The organism is Stutzerimonas kirkiae (assembly GCF_004327335.1).
Lineage (GTDB): Bacteria > Pseudomonadota > Gammaproteobacteria > Pseudomonadales > Pseudomonadaceae > Stutzerimonas > Stutzerimonas kirkiae.
In genome coordinates, this window is record NZ_QJUO01000027.1 from 1 (window position 1) to 16,426 (window position 16,426).

Genomic DNA, 16,426 nt, shown 5'->3' on the forward strand with positions numbered 1-16,426 from the left:
GGCAGGGGGGCGGAGCTAGGATCACATTGTTCGTGGTGGCCATCGTCGCCCATAACATTCCTGAAGGGATGGCGGTTGGCGTGGCCGCGGGCGCCGGGCTCGAAGGGGCGGACAGTCTGGCCCTGGGCATTGCCTTGCAGGATGTGCCGGAAGGCCTGATCGTCGCGCTGCTACTGGCAGGGGTGGGAATGTCCAGGCGCAAGGCGTTGCTGATTGGTGCGGCCTCGGGGCTTGTCGAGCCAGTGTTTGCTGTTCTGTGTGCCTGGCTGGTGGGGGTTTCGGCCCAGTTGCTGCCGTGGGGGTTGGCGCTGGCCGCGGGAGCGATGCTGTTTGCAGTCGCCCACGAAATCATCCCAGAGTCTCACCGCAACGGGCATTCCACCGAGGCCAGTCTTGCACTGGCCGTGGGTTTCTGCCTGATGATGGTGCTGGACACCGCCCTGGTCTGAGCGGGCAGCAAGCCACAAGCTGGAAATACCCGGATGCGCCTTGTAGTGCATACCCTGCAACGATTTCCAGCTTGCCGCCTGGAGCCGGCGAGCGCTTTTTCAGTTTTCCGCCTTGATCGCCTTGTAGCGCTCTTCCAGTTCGCGGCGGATCTGCCGGCGCTGTTGCGCCTGGGCGAACCGACGCTTCTGCTCGGGCGTCACCGGTGCGCGTTCGGGAATGGCGACGGGGCGGCCATCCTCGCCAACCGCGACCATGGTGAAGAAGCAGCTATTGGTGTGGCGTACGGTCTTGTTGCGAATATCCTCGGTGACGACCTTTATGCCGATCTCCATCGAGGTGTTGCCGGTGTAGTTGACCGAGGCCAGGAAAGTCACGAGTTCGCCTACATGCACTGGCTGGCGGAAGATCACCTGGTCGACCGAGAGTGTCACGACATAGTGACCGGCATAGCGGCTGGCGCAGGCGTAGGCGACTTCATCGAGATATTTGAGCAGGGTTCCGCCATGCACATTGCCGGAAAAGTTAGCCTGGTCCGGCGTCATCAGGACGGTCATGGTCAGTTCAGCGTTGTTGTCTTGCATGCAAGGTGCAACTCATGGGTTCTGGGTGGGGCTGCTACTTTAGTCTAATGTCTTGCGTTTGTCTGTGTATGGTCTGGGTTTTCATTCCTGTTTTTTTGCTTTGGTCAATGCGGCATGTGCGCACGCTGTTCGTTGCGCATGGCAAAGGCTTCTGGCGTGAGGTTTTGCCAGCGCTGCTTGTCACATTTTGTAAAAGGTGGTTGTTCAGGATGCCGGGGTGGCAGGTGAGAATGGTTGCGCCGTGACTATTACAAGCGCCCTGGCGCGATAACCTGATGGTAGGAAATAAATATGACGACTTCCCGCTTCTCGCCTGCGGAGATCGCTCTGCACTGGCTATCCGCGATTCTGGTTCTGCTGATCATCGCCTTGCCTTATGGCAACGACCTGTTCTTCGAACAGTGGTTTGGAGGCAAGGGCAATGTCTATACGTTGCACAAGTCCCTCGGTATTACCGTGCTGTTCCTGACCTTGTTGCGTCTGCTGGTTCGTCGCCGGGATCGCGATACGGAACTGGCCGTCAGGCTAGGCCATGGCTTGCTGTATCTGCTGTTGCTGGTCATGCCGATAACCGGGCTGGTGTTCGGCAGTCGTCCGGTAAACCTGTTCTGGCTGGTCGAGATAGGCCCGCTGGGCTTTTCCGAAGGGGTGCGTGATATTGCCCATGGCGTGCACCTGTATGCTCAGTACGCTCTTTTCGTATTGATTCTGGGGCACGCAGCCATGGCGCTCTGGCACCACTATGTCCGCCGTGACGATACCCTGCGCAACATGTTGCCGCTGGTGCGCTGAAAGCAGGGGGCGGTTCATCTTTCCGTTGCTACCGGATTGGCAATAGTGCGTGCGGTTTGTCGGGCGCTGTTAGCGGTGTTCATCCGACTGTGATGTCGCGAACCCGGTCAACCCCGCTACAAAACACGCATGAGCCCGTCGACCATATGAAGTAAGGGGGCACCCTTCGTCGGCACTCCTACCGACGAAGGTTTCGTAGCGGGCCGGGCTCGCGGCGAATACCGTGGCGACTATGGAAAGAGCTTATCGGCGTGGTACCCGAACCCTCCGCAGGGCTGGCTCTTTCCCACAGGCACCGCCGCTAGTGGCTGTGCGGATGCCTGGTGGCGGGACGGGGCCTTCGCCGCCAGGGATGGCGGCGAAGAGCTACAGGGATGTATTCACGCGTGCCCCGTCCCGCCACCAGGCATTCGCACAGGGGCGGTGATCCCAAGGCCGCGCCGCACATGGCCAGACGCACTCAATTGCCAACCCGGTCGCAAAGCATCGCCCTCTGACGCAGGGCATATGCCCGTGCGCAAGCGAAGGCGGGTGTTCGCCTTCGCCCTGCTGTCTTGGCGCTGCCCTGTGCGTCGGGGCTATTAAGCGGATATAATCCCGCGCTTGTGCCCGGAGGGCTGTCAGCCAAGGCTGGCAGGTCCGTGCCCCGGGTGCGGCTGCCTTTCCCCATGCGGAGCAGCCGCCAGGGCGCGCCGAAGCGCTGCCGTCTGTCTTGTCGCACCGAGCGACCCAACGAATTCAAGATACGAGAAGCGAACACCATCATGATGCGCAGTCACTATTGCGGCCAGTTGAACGAAAGCCTGGACGGCCAGGAAATCACTCTTTGCGGTTGGGTTCATCGCCGTCGTGACCACGGCGGGGTGATTTTCCTCGACGTGCGTGATCGTGAAGGGCTGGCCCAGGTTGTGTTCGATCCGGACCGGGCGGACACCTTCGCCACGGCGGACCGTGTGCGCAGCGAATATGTGATCAAGGTGCGTGGCAAGGTGCGCCTGCGCCCCGAGGGGGCGCGCAACCCGAACATGGCCTCGGGTGCCATCGAGGTACTGGGCTACGAGCTGGAAGTGCTGAACGATGCCGAGACGCCGCCGTTCCCGCTCAACGAATACACCGATGTCGGCGAGGAAACCCGCCTGCGCTATCGCTTCATCGACCTGCGCCGTCCGGAAATGGCCGAGAAGCTGAAACTGCGCTCGCGCATCACCTCCAGCATTCGCCGCTACCTGGACGACAACGGCTTCCTCGATGTCGAGACGCCGATCCTGACCCGCGCCACACCGGAAGGCGCCCGCGACTACCTGGTGCCGAGCCGTACCCATGCCGGCAGCTTCTTCGCCCTGCCGCAGTCGCCGCAACTGTTCAAGCAACTGCTGATGGTGGCCGGCTTCGACCGTTACTACCAGATCGCCAAATGCTTCCGTGACGAGGACCTGCGCGCTGATCGCCAGCCGGAATTCACCCAGATCGATATCGAGACCAGCTTCCTCGACGAGAGCGATATCATCGGTATCACCGAAACCATGATCCGCCAGTTGTTCAAGGAAGTGCTGGGCGTCGAGTTCGGCGAGTTCCCGCACATGTCGTTCGAAGAGGCCATGCGCCGCTATGGTTCGGACAAGCCCGACCTGCGCATTCCGCTGGAACTGGTGGATGTCGCCGATCAGTTGCAAGGCGTCGAGTTCAAGGTCTTCAGCGGTCCGGCCAACGATCCCAAGGGGCGGGTCGCCGCGTTGCGCGTGCCGGGTGCGGCGAGCATGCCGCGCAGCCAGATCGACGACTACACCCGCTTCGTCGGCAACTACGGTGCCAGGGGCCTGGCCTATATCAAGGTCAACGAGCGCGCCAAGGGTGTCGAGGGCCTGCAGTCGCCGATCGTCAAGTTCATCCCGCAAGACAACCTGAACGTGATCCTCGACCGGGTCGGCGCGGTGGATGGCGATATCGTGTTCTTCGGTGCCGACAAGTCCAGGGTGGTCAGCGATGCCTTGGGCGCACTGCGCATCAGGCTGGGGCATGACCTGGAACTGCTGACCCGCGAATGGGCGCCGCTGTGGGTGGTCGACTTCCCGATGTTCGAGGAAAACGACGATGGCAGCCTGACTTCCTTGCACCACCCCTTCACCTCGCCGAAGTGCACGCCGGCGGAACTGGAGGCCAACCCGGCCGCTGCGCTGTCGCGAGCCTATGACATGGTGTTGAACGGTACCGAGCTGGGTGGCGGCTCGATCCGTATCCACGACAAGGCGATGCAGCAGACCGTGTTCCGTGTACTGGGCATCAGCGAAGAAGAACAGCAGGAGAAGTTCGGCTTCCTCCTCGATGCCTTGAAGTTCGGTGCTCCGCCCCATGGCGGCCTGGCCTTCGGTCTCGACCGTCTGGTGATGCTGATGACCGGTGCCCAGTCGATTCGCGAAGTGATCGCTTTCCCGAAAACCCAGAGTGCCGCCTGTGTCATGACCCAGGCGCCAGGCGTGGTGGACGGCAAGGCGTTGCGCGAGCTGCATATCCGCCTGCGCGAGCAGCCCAAGGCCGAATAAGCGGCACGGAAGGAGCCTGGATTTACCAGGCTCCTTCGTTATGGGGTAGTGCGATTCGCATTTGCGCACCCCGGCTGAAACCTGAACTGAAATGAATGGAGTGAGTTATGGCTGGTCATTCCAAATGGGCCAATATCAAGCATCGCAAGGGTCGCCAGGACGCCAAGCGAGGCAAGATCTTCACCAAGATCATCCGTGAGCTGACCGTGGCCGCCAAGGGCGGCGGCGTTCCGGCGGACAACCCGCGCTTGCGCCTGGCCGTGGACAAGGCGCTGACCGCCAATATGTCGCGTGATGTCATCGACCGGGCCATCGCCCGTGGCGCCGGCACCAATGATGCCGACAACATGGTCGAGCTGAGCTACGAAGGCTATGCGCCCAGTGGTGTGGCGATCATCGTCGAGGCCATGACCGATAACCGCAACCGCACCGCAGCCGAAGTGCGACATGCCTTCAGCAAGTGCGGCGGAAACCTGGGGACCGATGGGTCGGTGGCCTACATGTTCGAGCGCAAGGGGCAGATCGGTTTCGCTCCGGGCGTCGACGAAGAGACGTTGATGGACGCGGCGCTGGAGGCTGGCGCCGACGACGTGGAAATGGGCGATGACGGTTCCGCGCTGGTTTCCACCGGTTTCAGCGACTTCCATGTGGTCAACGAGGCGCTGAATGCCGCGGGCTTCAAGGGCGAGGAGGCCGATATCGCGATGATTCCCTCGATCAGCGCGCCGATTACCGACCTGGAAACAGCACAGAAGGTCTTCAAGCTGATCGACATGCTGGAAGATCTCGATGACGTGCAGAACGTCTATCACAATGCCGATATCCCCGACGAGATCATGGAACAACTGGGCTGAGGCCAGGTTGTGAGGCAAGGCCGGAAACCCTTCCCGAGAGGGTTTCCGGCTTTTTCGTTTGCGCACGCAGAAGTGCGGGTTGCCCAGTGGGCGCGCCATCTGGTTATCCGCTGGCGAGTCGTTTCGATAAATACGCCGGGGCTGGGCGAAAGAGCGTGGCTGGCAGTGTTTTTCGTCCGGCTTTTCAGCCTCCAGCGCTCTTATCGAAGCACCTTTCCGGTGGATAAAGGTATGGCGCGATCGCCCTGGGTAATGCGATATGAATGATGACGCGCCGCAGGTGGGCGCATATACTCTCCGACTGGATAAATAAACAGTTCGATGCGCCATGCGTGGCATCGACGGATGGAGTGGCATGACCCTGATTCTCGGTATCGACCCCGGTTCGCGCATCACCGGCTATGGCGTGGTGCGCGATACCGGGCGACATTGCGAATACGTCGCCTCCGGTTGCATCCGTACCGGTGACGGGGCCCTGGCCGAACGCTTGCAACTGGTCTTTCGCGGCGTGGCCCAGGTCATAGAAACCTACGGGCCGATGACCATGGGCATCGAGCAGGTGTTCATGGCGCGCAATGCCGACTCCGCCCTCAAGCTCGGCCAGGCGCGTGGCGCGGCCATCGTCGCCGGTGCCGAGGCTGGCCTGGAGATTTCCGAATACACCGCCACCCAAGTCAAGCAGGCCGTTGTCGGAACCGGCGCGGCCAAGAAGGAGCAGGTGCAGATGATGGTCATGCAACTGCTCAAGCTGGTGCAGAAACCGCAGATCGACGCTTCCGATGCGCTGGCCATCGCACTGTGCCACGCGCACCATAGGCAAAGCCTGATCCCCCACGGCCTGGCCGGCGCCAAGCGGCGTGGCGGGCGCCTCCGTTTGTGAATGGTTCGACAGGAAGACAGCAGTGATTGGACGTTTGCGTGGCAATCTGGCTGAAAAACAGCCGCCTCATTTGATACTGGATGTGAATGGCGTCGGCTATGAGGTCGAGGTGCCCATGACCACTCTCTATCGCCTGCCGGCAGTCGGGGAGGCGGTGACGCTGCATACCCACCTGGTGGTGCGCGAGGATGCGCATCTGCTCTACGGCTTCGCCGAGAAACGCGAGCGCGAGCTGTTCCGCGAACTGATCCGGCTCAATGGCGTCGGCCCCAAGCTGGCGCTGGCGCTGATGTCCGGGCTGGAGGTGGATGAGCTGGTGCGCTGCGTCCAGGCCCAGGACACTTCGGTGCTGGTGAAGATACCGGGGGTCGGCAAGAAAACCGCCGAGCGCCTGCTGGTCGAACTCAAGGATCGTTTCAAGGCCTGGGAAAGCATCCCGGCCATTTCCGGCCTGGTGGTTGAACCTCGTGCCGACGCGGCAGTCTCAAGCGCCGAGAACGATGCGCTCAGTGCGCTGGTCGCACTGGGCTTCAAGCCCCAGGAAGCCAGCCGGGCGGTGGCCGCCATTCAGGAAAAAGACTTGAGCAGTGAAGAGTTGATCCGTCGCGCCCTCAAAGGCATGGTGTAGCGCATGATAGAAGCCGATCGGCTGGTGACCGCCACGGGGCGTGACCGCGACGAACAACTGGACCGTGCCATCCGTCCTCTGAAGCTGGCCGAATACATCGGCCAGCCGGTCGTGCGCGAGCAGATGGACCTGTTCATCCGCGCCGCCAGGGCACGCCGCGAATCCCTCGACCACACCCTGATCTTCGGCCCGCCCGGCCTGGGCAAGACTACCCTGGCCAACATCATCGCCCAGGAAATGAGCGTCTCGATCAAGAGCACTTCCGGCCCGGTGCTGGAGCGCCCGGGGGACCTGGCCGCGATGCTGACCAACCTGGAGGCGGGGGACGTGCTCTTCATCGACGAGATCCATCGCTTGTCACCGGTGGTCGAGGAAGTGCTGTACCCGGCGATGGAAGACTTCCAGCTCGACATCATGATCGGCGAAGGTCCTGCGGCACGTTCGATCAAGCTCGACTTGCCGCCTTTTACCCTGGTCGGCGCCACCACCCGGGCCGGCATGCTGACCAACCCTTTGCGTGATCGCTTCGGTATCGTGCAACGCCTGGAGTTCTACTCCAGCGAGGACCTGGCCACCATCGTCAGTCGCTCGGCGAATATCCTCGGCCTGACCATCGAGGCCCAGGGCGCTTTCGAGATCGCCCGGCGCGCGCGCGGCACGCCGCGTATCGCCAACCGCCTGTTGCGGCGGGTGCGCGACTTCGCCGAAGTGCTGGGCAATGGCGAGATCAGCCGCTCCGTCGCAGACCGGGCGCTGAACATGCTGGATGTCGACGAACGTGGCTTCGATCATCAGGACCGCCGCCTGCTGCTGACCCTGATCGAGAAGTTCGACGGCGGTCCGGTCGGGCTGGACAACCTGGCGGCGGCGATCAGCGAGGAGCGCCACACCATCGAGGATGTGCTCGAGCCTTACCTGATCCAGCAGGGCTATATCATGCGCACACCGCGTGGCCGGGTAGTGACCCGTCACGCCTACCTGCACTTCGGTCTGAACCTGCCCAAGCGCATGCTCGATCCGCCGACTCCCGACCTTTTCGAGCCTGTAGCAGAATGATTGAAAAATTGTTCGTTTCCCCAATTGGCAACTACCAGGGCTGGGACTAGTATGCGCGCGCACACTCAGGAAGCTTTCAGCCACCGCTGTCGTGTCTATTACGAGGACACCGATGCAGGTGGCATCGTCTACTACGTCAATTACCTCAAGTTCATGGAGCGCGCACGCACCGAGCGCCTGCGTGGCCTGGGTTTCCAGCAGTCGCGTCTGGCCAGTGAGGGGCTGTTGTTCGTCGTTCATTCCAGCGAGGCCCGCTACCATGCGCCGGCACGCCTGGATGACGAACTGCTGGTGAGCGCGGAGGTGGATGAGATGAAACGGGCCAGCCTGCGTTTCCACCAGCAGGTCAGGCGCGCGAAGGACGATACGCTGCTCTGCGAGGGGCGGTTCGTGGTGGCCTGTGTGCACACCGACAGTTTGAAACCCCGGGCCATGCCGGAGGCGCTGCGCACAGCCCTCTCGGGCCAGGGCCCATTCCCAGCAGGAGAGTAAGCGTGGAACCCAACGTCGATCATATGTCCATGTGGAGCCTGATCAGCAATGCCAGCTTCGTGGTTCAACTGGTTATGCTGATCCTCGTTGGCGCCTCGGTCGTCTCGTGGATACTGATTTTCCAGCGTAGCAACCTGCTGCGTGCCGCCAAGCGCTCGCTGCTGGAATTCGAGGAGCGCTTCTGGTCGGGTATCGACCTGTCCAAGCTGTACCGCCAGGCGGGGGCCAACCCCGATCCGGACTGCGGTGTCGAGCAGATCTTCCGCGCCGGCTTCAAGGAATTCTCCCGCCTGCGCCAGCAGCATGGTGTCGATCCGGATGCGGTCATGGATGGCGTCAATCGCGCCATGCGCGTGGCGATTTCCCGGGAGGAGGAAAAACTCGAGCAGAGCCTGCCGTTCCTCGCCACCGTCGGCTCGACCAGCCCTTATATCGGCCTGTTCGGCACCGTCTGGGGGATCATGAACTCGTTCCGTGGTCTGGCCCAGGTGCAGCAGGCGACCCTGGCGACCGTCGCGCCGGGTATCGCCGAGGCCCTGATCGCCACGGCCATCGGCCTGTTCGCGGCGATTCCGGCGGTCATCGCCTACAACCGTTTCGCCGCCCGCTCGGAAACGCTGATCGCCCGCTACTACATGTTCGCCGACGAGTTCCAGGCGATCCTGCACCGTAAAGTCCATACCTCCGAAGACTGAGGTCCGACGCAATGGCCCGAATTCGCAACAGACGCAAGCCCGTCGCCGAGATGAACGTCGTGCCTTATATCGACGTGATGCTGGTGCTGCTGGTGATCTTCATGGTGACCGCGCCGATGCTCAACCAGGGCGTCAAGGTCGACCTGCCCAAGGTCAGCAGCGAAACCCTGCCCCAGGACAACGACGCCCAGGTGCTGACCATTTCCATCAAGGCCGACAAGACCTACTACTGGAACATGGGCACCGAGGTCGATACCGACACGGTGCAGGACAAGGCCCTGACCCTCGACGAAATGACCCGGGCGGTCACCGCGATCATGAATCAGAACCGTAGCCAGGGTAAGGCCGTGCAAGTCTTCGTGCGTGGCGACAAGGCCGTGGACTATGGCGCGGTCATGAGCGCCATGGGCGGGCTGCAGGAAGCCGGTGTCGGCAATGTCGGCCTGATCACCGAGGCCCCCTGATGCACAACGCACCGCGTTCACCCTCGGAAAGCTATTTCTGGCCCACCATCGTGGCGCTGGCGCTGCATGTGCTGATCTTCGCCATGCTCTTTATCAGCTTCTCGCGAACGCCCGAACTGCCTCCTTCCCGCCCGGTGATCCAGGCCACGCTCTACCAGTTGAAATCCCAGAGCCAGGCCACCACCCAGACCAACCAGAAGATCGCCGGCGAAAAGCCCAAGACATCCGCGCCCCAATACGAAACCGAGCAGATGGAGCAGCGCAAGGCGGAAGCCGAGCAGGCGGCGGAACAAAAGCGCGCCGAGGAAGCTCGAAAGGCCCAGCAGGAACAACAGAAAGCGGCTGAGGCCAAGGCGGCCGAAGAGCAGAAGGCAGTCGCGGCGAAGAAAGAAGCCGAGGCGAAAAAGGCCGAAGAGCTGCAGCAGGCCGAGATCGCCAGGAAGAAGGCCGAGCAGGAAGCCGCGAAGAAAAAGGCTGACGAGGAAGCCAGGAAGAAAGCTGCCGCCGAAGAGGCGAAGAAAAAAGCGGCGGAAGACGCCAAGAAGAAAGCCGCCGCCGAAGAAGCGAAAAAGAAAGCCTCCGCCGAGGCCGCCAGGGAAAAGGCCGCCGAAGAGGCGCGGCGCAAGGCCAACGAAGATCGCAAGGCCCAGGCCCTGGCTGAACTGTTGTCGGAAGATACTGGCTACCAGCAGGCCCTGGCCGACGAACAGGGCGATAAGGTCGCCGGTAATCTCGATGACCTTATCGTGCGCCTGGTGAGCGAGCAGTGGCGCCGACCGCCTTCAGCACGTAATGGCATGACGGTGGAGGTACTGATCGAGATGCTGCCGGATGGCACCATCACCAATGCCAGCGTCACACGTTCCAGCGGCGATTCGCCGTTCGACAGCTCGGCGGTGGCGGCAGTACGTAACGTGGGCCGCATTGCGGAGATGCAGAAACTGGACCGCGCGACTTTCGATCAGTTGTATCGCAAGCGTCGCGTCATCTTCAAACCCGAGGACCTGAGCCTGTGAATACCCTGATTCGTATCGCCCTGATGGGCCTGATCATGCTGGCCGGCACTGCCCAGGCAGCCGATCCGTTGATCATTTCCGGTGGCAACGACCGTGCGGTGCCCATCGCCGTGGTCCCGTTCGGCTGGCAGGGCGGCAATGTGCTGCCCGAGGACATGTCGACCATCATCGGCAACGACCTGCGCAACTCCGGCAGTTTCGAGCCGATCCCGCGGCAGAACATGATCAGCCTGCCGACCCAGGCCAGCGAAGTCATCTACCGCGACTGGAAGGCTCTGGGCGCGCAATACCTGGTGGTCGGCAATATCCAGCCCGCCGCCGGGCGACTGCAGATCCAGTTCGCCGTGTTCAATGTCACCACCGAGCAGCAGGTGATGACCGGCAGCGTCGGCGGGTCGCTCGACCAGTTGCGCGACATGGCCCACTACGCTTCGGATCAGGTCTTCGAAAAGCTGACCGGCATCAAGGGCGCTTTCTCGACACGCCTGCTCTATGTCACGGCCGAGCGCCTGGCCACCAGCAATACGCGCTACACGCTGCAGCGCTCCGACTACGATGGTGCACGCGCCGTTACCCTGCTGCAGTCGCGGGAGCCGATCCTGTCGCCGCGTTATTCGCCCGATGGTCGTCGTATCGCCTATGTTTCCTTCGAGCAGAAGCGCCCGCGCATTTTCATCCAGCATATCGACACCGGTCGCCGCGAGCAGATCACCAATTTCGAGGGGCTCAACGGTGCGCCGGCATTCTCTCCGGATGGCAATCGCCTGGCTTTCGTGCTGTCCAAGGACGGCAACCCGGAGATCTATGTCATGGACCTGGGGTCGCGCAACCTGCAGCGCCTGACCAACCACTACGGCATCGACACCGAGCCGTTCTGGGGCGCGGATGGCCAGACCATCTACTTCACTTCCGATCGCGCCGGCAAGCCACAGATCTACAAGCAGCGCCTTGGCAGCAACAATGCCGAGCGTGTGACTTTCGTCGGCAACTATAACGCCAACCCGAAGCTGTCGGCCGATGAAAAGACCCTGGTGATGATCCATCGCCAGGACGGCTACACCAATTTCAAGGTGGCTGCACAAGACCTCCAGCGCGGAAACCTTCGGTTGCTTTCTGATAGCACTTTGGACGAGTCGCCCACTGTTGCGCCCAATGGCACCATGCTAATCTATGCAACCCGCCAGCAGGGCCGGGGAGTCTTGATGCTTGCATCCATAAACGGTCGAGTCAGGCTCCCACTTCCTACCGCTCAAGGCGAAGTCCGAGAGCCGTCATGGTCCCCTTACCTGAACTGATGCGGTATCAACGCTTTTAACCAAAACACACCTGGGGTTGTTACACATGGAAATGCTGAAATTCGGTAAGTTCACTGCTCTGGCTCTGGCCATGGCTGTTGCAGTTGGTTGCTCCTCCAAAGGCGGCGACGATTCTGGCGAAGGCGCTGCCATCGACCCGAACGCCGGCTACTCCGCCGACACTGGCGCCGTTGACGGCAGCCTGAGCGAAGAAGCCGCCCTGCGCGCCATCACCACCTTCTACTTCGAGTTCGACAGCTCCGAGCTGAAGCCCGAGGCCCTGCGCGCCCTGGACGTTCACGCCAAGGACCTGAGGGGCAACGGCGCTCGCGTCGTTCTGGAAGGCCACACCGACGAGCGCGGTACCCGCGAGTACAACATCGCCCTGGGCGAGCGTCGTTCCCAGGCCGTACAACGCTACCTGGTTCTGCAGGGCGTTTCCCCGGCTCAACTGGAGCTGGTTTCCTACGGCGAAGAGCGCCCGGTCGCTCTGGGCAGCGACGAGCAGTCCTGGGCCCAGAACCGCCGCGTAGAACTGCGCAAGTAAGTCGTCATGCGTGAGTACCGCCGTCTTCTGTCTCTGATCGCGCTCAGCCTGCCGCTTACAGCGCTGGCTGTGCCGGTTTCCGAAAGTGATTCGGGTGCTGCCTATGGCAGCTACCCGGTGACCAATACGGATGTCGGTGGTGCTTATGCGGGAGGTGGGGCGACCGCCCCATCTTCCGCGCAGGGCATGCTGTTCATGCAGTTGCAGCAGATGCAGCAGGAAATCGCGCAGTTGCGCGGGCTGCTCGAAGAGCAGCAGAACCAGATTCAGCGGATGCAACAGGAAGGCCTGGAGCGTTACCAGGATCTGGACCGTCGTCTGTCGGGTGGAGCGGCTGCCGCGCCTTCCAGCGACCAGAATTCATCGAGCGGTGCCCAGGGCACTGCTACCTCGGCAACGCAGAGCGCTTCGGCCGCCGCGGGCGATCCCGAGAAGGAAAAGCTTTTCTACGATGCCGCCTTCGACCTGATCAAGGCCAAGGACTTCGACAAAGCCAGCCAGGCTTTCGCGGCCTTCCTGCGTCGTTATCCCAATAGCCAGTACGCCGGCAACGCGCAATACTGGCTGGGCGAAGTGACCCTGGCCAACGGCGATCTGCAAGGCGCTGCACAGGCTTTCGCCAAAGTCAGTGAGACCTATCCGCAGCACGGCAAGGTGCCCGACGCCCTCTACAAGCTGGCGGATGTCGAGATGCGCCTGGGCAATCGCGAAAAGGCCCAGGGGATCTTTCGCCAGGTCATCGCCCAGTACCCCAATAGCTCGGCCGCACAGCTTTCCCAGCGCCAGTTGAACCGCTGAGCCGCTGCCCGTTGCCCGAGGAAAGCGGGCTGGACCGGGCAGACGCGATAAATTTCAAAAAAAAGTTCCAATTCCCCAACGAAATCAGTATCATGCGCCCCGCGTTGGGTCGTTAGCTCAGTGGTAGAGCAGTTGGCTTTTAACCAATTGGTCGTAGGTTCGACCCCTACACGACCCACCATATACGCAAAGCCCTCCTCGTGAGGGCTTTTGTCTTTCTGGCGTTCCTGGAATGCCCTCGCAGCCTATGCATGGGCTACAGTTGGACTTCCGTATCCGGAGGTTCCATATGGCATGTCCCCAGGTTTGTAGTGGCGCGCTGCTGCAATGCTGCTTTGGCGTCGCCCCCTCCATGCTCAATGTCCTTCCGCTCAACCGCACGTTGCTCGGCGGTATGCCGGCTGCCACTTTGCAGGACCATCTGCCATTGGTGAATATTCTGCCTTTCGGCCTGTGCAGCAGCCTCGCCAATCCTTCGGTCGCGGCGGCCACCGCAGCCGCACTGGGTGTGTTGACCCCGATGCCGTGCATCCCGGTCACCAGCGCTCCCTGGATTCCTGGCGGGGCGCCCAGTGTGCTGTTGGGTGGAAGCCCGGTGCTGAATAGCAATGGCATGCTGATGTGCAACTGGGGAGGGCTGATCAAGGTGGCGATGCCCGGACAGGTGAACGTGCTGGTGCCCTGAGCGTCAGTTATCCCGGGGTTCACGCCAGTTGTCCAGCCATATCCGCAGCCTCGAGGGGCGGCGGCCTTGTTCGTCGAGCGTGTGGCCCTGGGCATCGTATGTGAGTGGTGTGCCGAGCGATTGCCCCTGCGCATAACGGCTGTTCAGCGCCAACTGGCCGTTCGGGTGAAAGCGCTGGAGTGGGCCATGCAGGATGCCTTCGTGGTAGCAGGCCTGCTCGGCGACCTGCCCATTGGCGAAGTAACTGCTCGCTTTCCCGTGCATCAGGCCATTGCGATAGTTGATCGTCCGCTGTAGCCAGCCCTCATCGCTATAGAAGCGCGCTTGGCCGTGGGGGCGGCCCTGGGCATGGGGCATAAGGGCGCTGACCTGGCCATTGGGGTGATAAAGCGTACTGGTGCCATGCAGTACACCGTCACGGTACTCAAGGCGAGCCTGGGGGCGTCCATGCTCACTGATCTGCAGTGGCCCTTCCAGGCGCTGGTCCAGCAGGTTGCCCTGTAGACGACTGTCGTCACGCTGCAGCTCCAGCCGGGTCGTGCTCATATCGCTGGCCTCAGTTGATCTTCACCAGGCCGCCCTTGAGGGTCAGCAGGCCGCCGCCATCCACTGTCTGTTCGGCACCGGCCTTGTTGCTCAGGCTGATCCCGGCATCGTTGCTCAGGGTGGTCCCGGCCTTGTTCTCCAGGGACGTGCCGGCCTGGTTGGTGAGCGAGGTGCCGGCCTTGTCGGTGAGGGCCATGCCGGCCTGGGTGGTGAGGTTCTGCTCGCTCTTGGCCGTGAGGTCGCCGCTGCTCTGCAGGCTGAGGGTGCCACTCACCTTGATGGTGAGGTTGCCGTCCACCGTCAGTTCGTAGTTGCCGCTGACCTTGTGGCTATAGTTGCCGCCGGTGCTGTGGGCCTGGTCGGCGCCGACGGTTACCGTGCGTTTGTCTTTCACGTCGAGGCTGTCGCTGCCTGCCTGGATGCTTACCCGGCGCTTGCCCTTCTCCAGGGTGACGGTTTCGTCGCCTTCCTTCACGGTGCGGGTGCGGGCGTTCTGTACCGTCAGGATTTCGTCGTGGCCGATGCTGGCGCTGCTGTCGTTGAGCACATTGAGCTTGAGGTCCTTCTGCGCCTGGAGGAAGACTTCCTCGGCGTCCTTCTTGTCTTCGAAGCGCAACTCGTTGAAGCCGCCGCCACCCTTGGACGAGTTGGTCTTGATGCCGGACTGGGTCTGGTTGGCCGGCAGCGGGTAGGGCAGGGTGTTGTCGCCGTTGTAGACGCAGCCGCTGACCAGCGGGCGATCCGGGTCGCCGTCGATAAAGGTGACGATCACCTCCTGGCCGATACGTGGCACGAACTGCATGCCAAAACCCTTGCCGCTCCAGGGCAGCACCACGCGCACCCAGCAGGAGGCGGTTTCGTCCTGCTTGCCGTCGCGGTCCCAGGGGAACTGGATCTTGATGCGGCCGTACTGATCGGTCCAGATTTCCTCGCCGGCCTTGCCCATCACCTGGGCGGTCTGGGTGTGCATGCGCGGCTTGGGTGTGATGCGTGGCGGGCGGTAGGCGCTGGCCCTGGGGATGGCCTCGAAGCGGTTGCGGTAGTGCTGGTGGCTAGCGTCATGGCTGACCGAGGTCACCACCCAGTCGATATTCAGGCTGGCGTCGTCATGCCCGCTGAGGGTGAACCAGTGCCCCGGCACCAGCCAGCGGCAGTCGCTGTCGCCGACCAGGCGCTTCTCCTGGCTGCGCAGCCCGTCCACGCGCTGCTTGGTCAGCGCATCGCCCCGCGCCTTGGCGGTATAGCCGCCGGGATGCTCGTATATCGACAGGGGGCCGGCCAGCGCCTCCGCCTGACTGTAGAGGGAAGTGGTCGGGGTGGTGAATTCGTAGTCCGTGGCGCTGTACACCCCGGACACCGCCTGGATGCAGAACTGCGCCGAGCGGATGCCATGCAGCTCGCGCACGCCGATTTCCTGGCCCAGGTAAGGCACCTTCGGCCCGTTGGGGATGGGCGGGAAGGCATCGTTGTTATCGCCCAGCACCAGTGTGTGCTTGCCGTCCTCGTGGGTGAAGAACCAGAAGATGCCTTCCTCCTCCAGCAGCCGCGAAACGAAGGCGAAATCCGTCTCGCCGTACTGCACGCAATACTCGCGCGGCTCGTAGCTGCCGGAGAGCGACAGCTTGAAATCGGTGAAGCCGTGGGCCTTGAAGATGGTGGTGACGATGTCGCTGGTGGAGAGGTTCTGGAACACCCGGTTGTTGCTGGCCAGGGTCAGCCACCAGAGCCAGGGGCGCAGAATCAGTTGGTAGCGTTCGGCGGTGGCATCGGCGGGGAGTTGGTGAATCTCGGCAATCAGGGCGTCGAGGGGACGTTGTTGGGTGTCGTTGTGGAGGGTGGTGGTGATATGCGACGCCACGGAGTCGGGTAGCGTGAGTGGATTACTGCTGAAGCTTTGTAGATTCAACTGGGCGAGGCCGTTCAGGGCCTCGTGCCCGAAGATGCCCTGCGGATAGATCTCCATCCGCGCCGATGCTGTGAGGGAAATACTGGTGGTGGCGTCGGTTGGACGGGACATACGGTAGCTCGGCTGGTTAGGGGCGGGCTGAAAAGCCTTTCCACGAAGACACAGACCCACAAGCCATGAGCTTTGCAGGTCTATCGTTTC

At 62.2% G+C, this 16,426-nt stretch carries 18 protein-coding genes and 1 tRNA gene; 16 read left to right on the forward strand and 3 right to left on the reverse strand.

The annotated features are described in order from the left end of the window. Positions 1-449, forward strand: a 449-nt coding sequence (locus tag DNJ95_RS14130) for a ZIP family metal transporter (protein WP_131185372.1), incomplete at its 5' end; no start/stop codon positions are given. Between the two features lie 99 nt (positions 450-548). Here the strand turns inward: DNJ95_RS14130 and DNJ95_RS14135 are convergent. Continuing rightward, on the reverse strand, positions 549-1,031 hold the full coding sequence (locus DNJ95_RS14135; protein WP_131185373.1) for an acyl-CoA thioesterase: 483 nt from the start codon (positions 1,029-1,031) through the stop codon (positions 549-551). A 291-nt stretch (positions 1,032-1,322) separates the two neighbouring features. On the opposite strand from DNJ95_RS14135, the gene DNJ95_RS14140 reads away from it, so the two are divergent. The 15 genes from DNJ95_RS14140 (at position 1,323) to DNJ95_RS14210 (ending at position 13,773) form a co-directional block, all read left to right on the forward strand. Then, on the forward strand, positions 1,323-1,823 hold the full coding sequence (locus DNJ95_RS14140) for a cytochrome b (protein WP_131185374.1): 501 nt from the start codon (positions 1,323-1,325) through the stop codon (positions 1,821-1,823). Positions 1,824-2,587: 764 nt separating this feature from the next. Next, complete coding sequence (aspS, locus tag DNJ95_RS14145) at positions 2,588-4,363, forward strand: aspartate--tRNA ligase (RefSeq protein ID WP_131185375.1); 1,776 nt, start codon at positions 2,588-2,590, stop codon at positions 4,361-4,363. 107 nt (positions 4,364-4,470) lie between these two features. After that, complete coding sequence (locus DNJ95_RS14150) at positions 4,471-5,217, forward strand: YebC/PmpR family DNA-binding transcriptional regulator (protein WP_131185376.1); 747 nt, start codon at positions 4,471-4,473, stop codon at positions 5,215-5,217. A gap of 355 nt (positions 5,218-5,572) precedes the next feature. Next, the gene (gene ruvC, locus DNJ95_RS14155) at positions 5,573-6,097 is read left to right on the forward strand and encodes a crossover junction endodeoxyribonuclease RuvC (RefSeq protein WP_131185377.1); all 525 of its coding nucleotides are present in this window, start codon (positions 5,573-5,575) and stop codon (positions 6,095-6,097) included. Between the two features lie 22 nt (positions 6,098-6,119). Beyond that, positions 6,120-6,725, forward strand: coding sequence for a Holliday junction branch migration protein RuvA (gene ruvA / locus DNJ95_RS14160; RefSeq protein WP_131185378.1), 606 nt, complete (start codon positions 6,120-6,122; stop codon positions 6,723-6,725). A gap of 3 nt (positions 6,726-6,728) precedes the next feature. Further along, positions 6,729-7,781: a Holliday junction branch migration DNA helicase RuvB gene (gene ruvB, locus DNJ95_RS14165; RefSeq protein ID WP_131185379.1), complete on the forward strand. Its 1,053-nt coding sequence runs from the start codon at positions 6,729-6,731 to the stop codon at positions 7,779-7,781. A gap of 51 nt (positions 7,782-7,832) precedes the next feature. Then, positions 7,833-8,273, forward strand: coding sequence for a tol-pal system-associated acyl-CoA thioesterase (ybgC, locus tag DNJ95_RS14170; protein ID WP_131185380.1), 441 nt, complete (start codon positions 7,833-7,835; stop codon positions 8,271-8,273). Between the two features lie 2 nt (positions 8,274-8,275). Then, entirely contained in the window at positions 8,276-8,968 is a 693-nt protein-coding gene (gene tolQ, locus DNJ95_RS14175; protein WP_131185381.1) for a protein TolQ, read from the forward strand. Between the two features lie 11 nt (positions 8,969-8,979). Further along, a complete protein-coding gene (tolR, locus tag DNJ95_RS14180) occupies positions 8,980-9,432 on the forward strand; it encodes a protein TolR (RefSeq protein WP_131185382.1) in 453 nt (150 codons plus the stop codon). Then, positions 9,432-10,448: a cell envelope integrity protein TolA gene (gene tolA / locus DNJ95_RS14185; RefSeq protein WP_131185383.1), complete on the forward strand. Its 1,017-nt coding sequence runs from the start codon at positions 9,432-9,434 to the stop codon at positions 10,446-10,448. The genes tolR and tolA overlap by 1 nt, the downstream gene beginning before the upstream one ends. After that, positions 10,445-11,743, forward strand: a complete 1,299-nt coding sequence (gene tolB / locus DNJ95_RS14190) for a Tol-Pal system beta propeller repeat protein TolB (RefSeq protein ID WP_131185384.1) — start codon at positions 10,445-10,447, stop codon at positions 11,741-11,743. The genes tolA and tolB overlap by 4 nt, the downstream gene beginning before the upstream one ends. Positions 11,744-11,789: 46 nt before the next feature. Continuing rightward, on the forward strand, positions 11,790-12,290 hold the full coding sequence (gene pal, locus DNJ95_RS14195) for a peptidoglycan-associated lipoprotein Pal (protein WP_131185385.1): 501 nt from the start codon (positions 11,790-11,792) through the stop codon (positions 12,288-12,290). 6 nt (positions 12,291-12,296) lie between these two features. Beyond that, positions 12,297-13,088, forward strand: coding sequence for a tol-pal system protein YbgF (ybgF, locus tag DNJ95_RS14200; protein ID WP_131185386.1), 792 nt, complete (start codon positions 12,297-12,299; stop codon positions 13,086-13,088). A 106-nt stretch (positions 13,089-13,194) separates the two neighbouring features. Next, positions 13,195-13,269: transfer RNA gene (locus tag DNJ95_RS14205), tRNA-Lys, on the forward strand. 108 nt (positions 13,270-13,377) lie between these two features. Next, positions 13,378-13,773 carry a DUF4280 domain-containing protein gene (locus tag DNJ95_RS14210; RefSeq protein ID WP_131185387.1) on the forward strand — a complete coding sequence of 132 codons (396 nt, stop codon included), beginning with the start codon at positions 13,378-13,380 and terminating at the stop codon, positions 13,771-13,773. Positions 13,774-13,776: 3 nt separating this feature from the next. Here DNJ95_RS14210 and DNJ95_RS14215 read toward each other — a convergent pair whose 3' ends face one another. After that, entirely contained in the window at positions 13,777-14,319 is a 543-nt protein-coding gene (locus tag DNJ95_RS14215; RefSeq protein WP_131185388.1) for a toxin-antitoxin system YwqK family antitoxin, read from the reverse strand. A 10-nt stretch (positions 14,320-14,329) separates the two neighbouring features. Continuing rightward, positions 14,330-16,336, reverse strand: coding sequence for a type VI secretion system Vgr family protein (locus DNJ95_RS14220; RefSeq protein WP_131185389.1), 2,007 nt, complete (start codon positions 16,334-16,336; stop codon positions 14,330-14,332). Between the last annotated feature and the right edge of the window lie 90 nt (positions 16,337-16,426).

Coding starts and splice junctions, on each gene's coding strand:
- ybgC (WP_131185380.1), top strand. CDS start 7,833: ATGCGCGCGCACACTCAGGAAGCTTTCAGCCACCGCTGTCGTGTCTAT.
- pal (WP_131185385.1), top strand. CDS start 11,790: ATGGAAATGCTGAAATTCGGTAAGTTCACTGCTCTGGCTCTGGCCATG.
- ruvB (WP_131185379.1), top strand. CDS start 6,729: ATGATAGAAGCCGATCGGCTGGTGACCGCCACGGGGCGTGACCGCGAC.
- tolR (WP_131185382.1), top strand. CDS start 8,980: ATGGCCCGAATTCGCAACAGACGCAAGCCCGTCGCCGAGATGAACGTC.
- DNJ95_RS14150 (WP_131185376.1), top strand. CDS start 4,471: ATGGCTGGTCATTCCAAATGGGCCAATATCAAGCATCGCAAGGGTCGC.
- DNJ95_RS14210 (WP_131185387.1), top strand. CDS start 13,378: ATGGCATGTCCCCAGGTTTGTAGTGGCGCGCTGCTGCAATGCTGCTTT.
- DNJ95_RS14215 (WP_131185388.1), bottom strand. CDS start 14,319: ATGAGCACGACCCGGCTGGAGCTGCAGCGTGACGACAGTCGTCTACAG.
- DNJ95_RS14220 (WP_131185389.1), bottom strand. CDS start 16,336: ATGTCCCGTCCAACCGACGCCACCACCAGTATTTCCCTCACAGCATCG.
- aspS (WP_131185375.1), top strand. CDS start 2,588: ATGATGCGCAGTCACTATTGCGGCCAGTTGAACGAAAGCCTGGACGGC.
- ybgF (WP_131185386.1), top strand. CDS start 12,297: ATGCGTGAGTACCGCCGTCTTCTGTCTCTGATCGCGCTCAGCCTGCCG.
- tolA (WP_131185383.1), top strand. CDS start 9,432: ATGCACAACGCACCGCGTTCACCCTCGGAAAGCTATTTCTGGCCCACC.
- ruvC (WP_131185377.1), top strand. CDS start 5,573: ATGACCCTGATTCTCGGTATCGACCCCGGTTCGCGCATCACCGGCTAT.
- DNJ95_RS14135 (WP_131185373.1), bottom strand. CDS start 1,031: ATGCAAGACAACAACGCTGAACTGACCATGACCGTCCTGATGACGCCG.
- DNJ95_RS14140 (WP_131185374.1), top strand. CDS start 1,323: ATGACGACTTCCCGCTTCTCGCCTGCGGAGATCGCTCTGCACTGGCTA.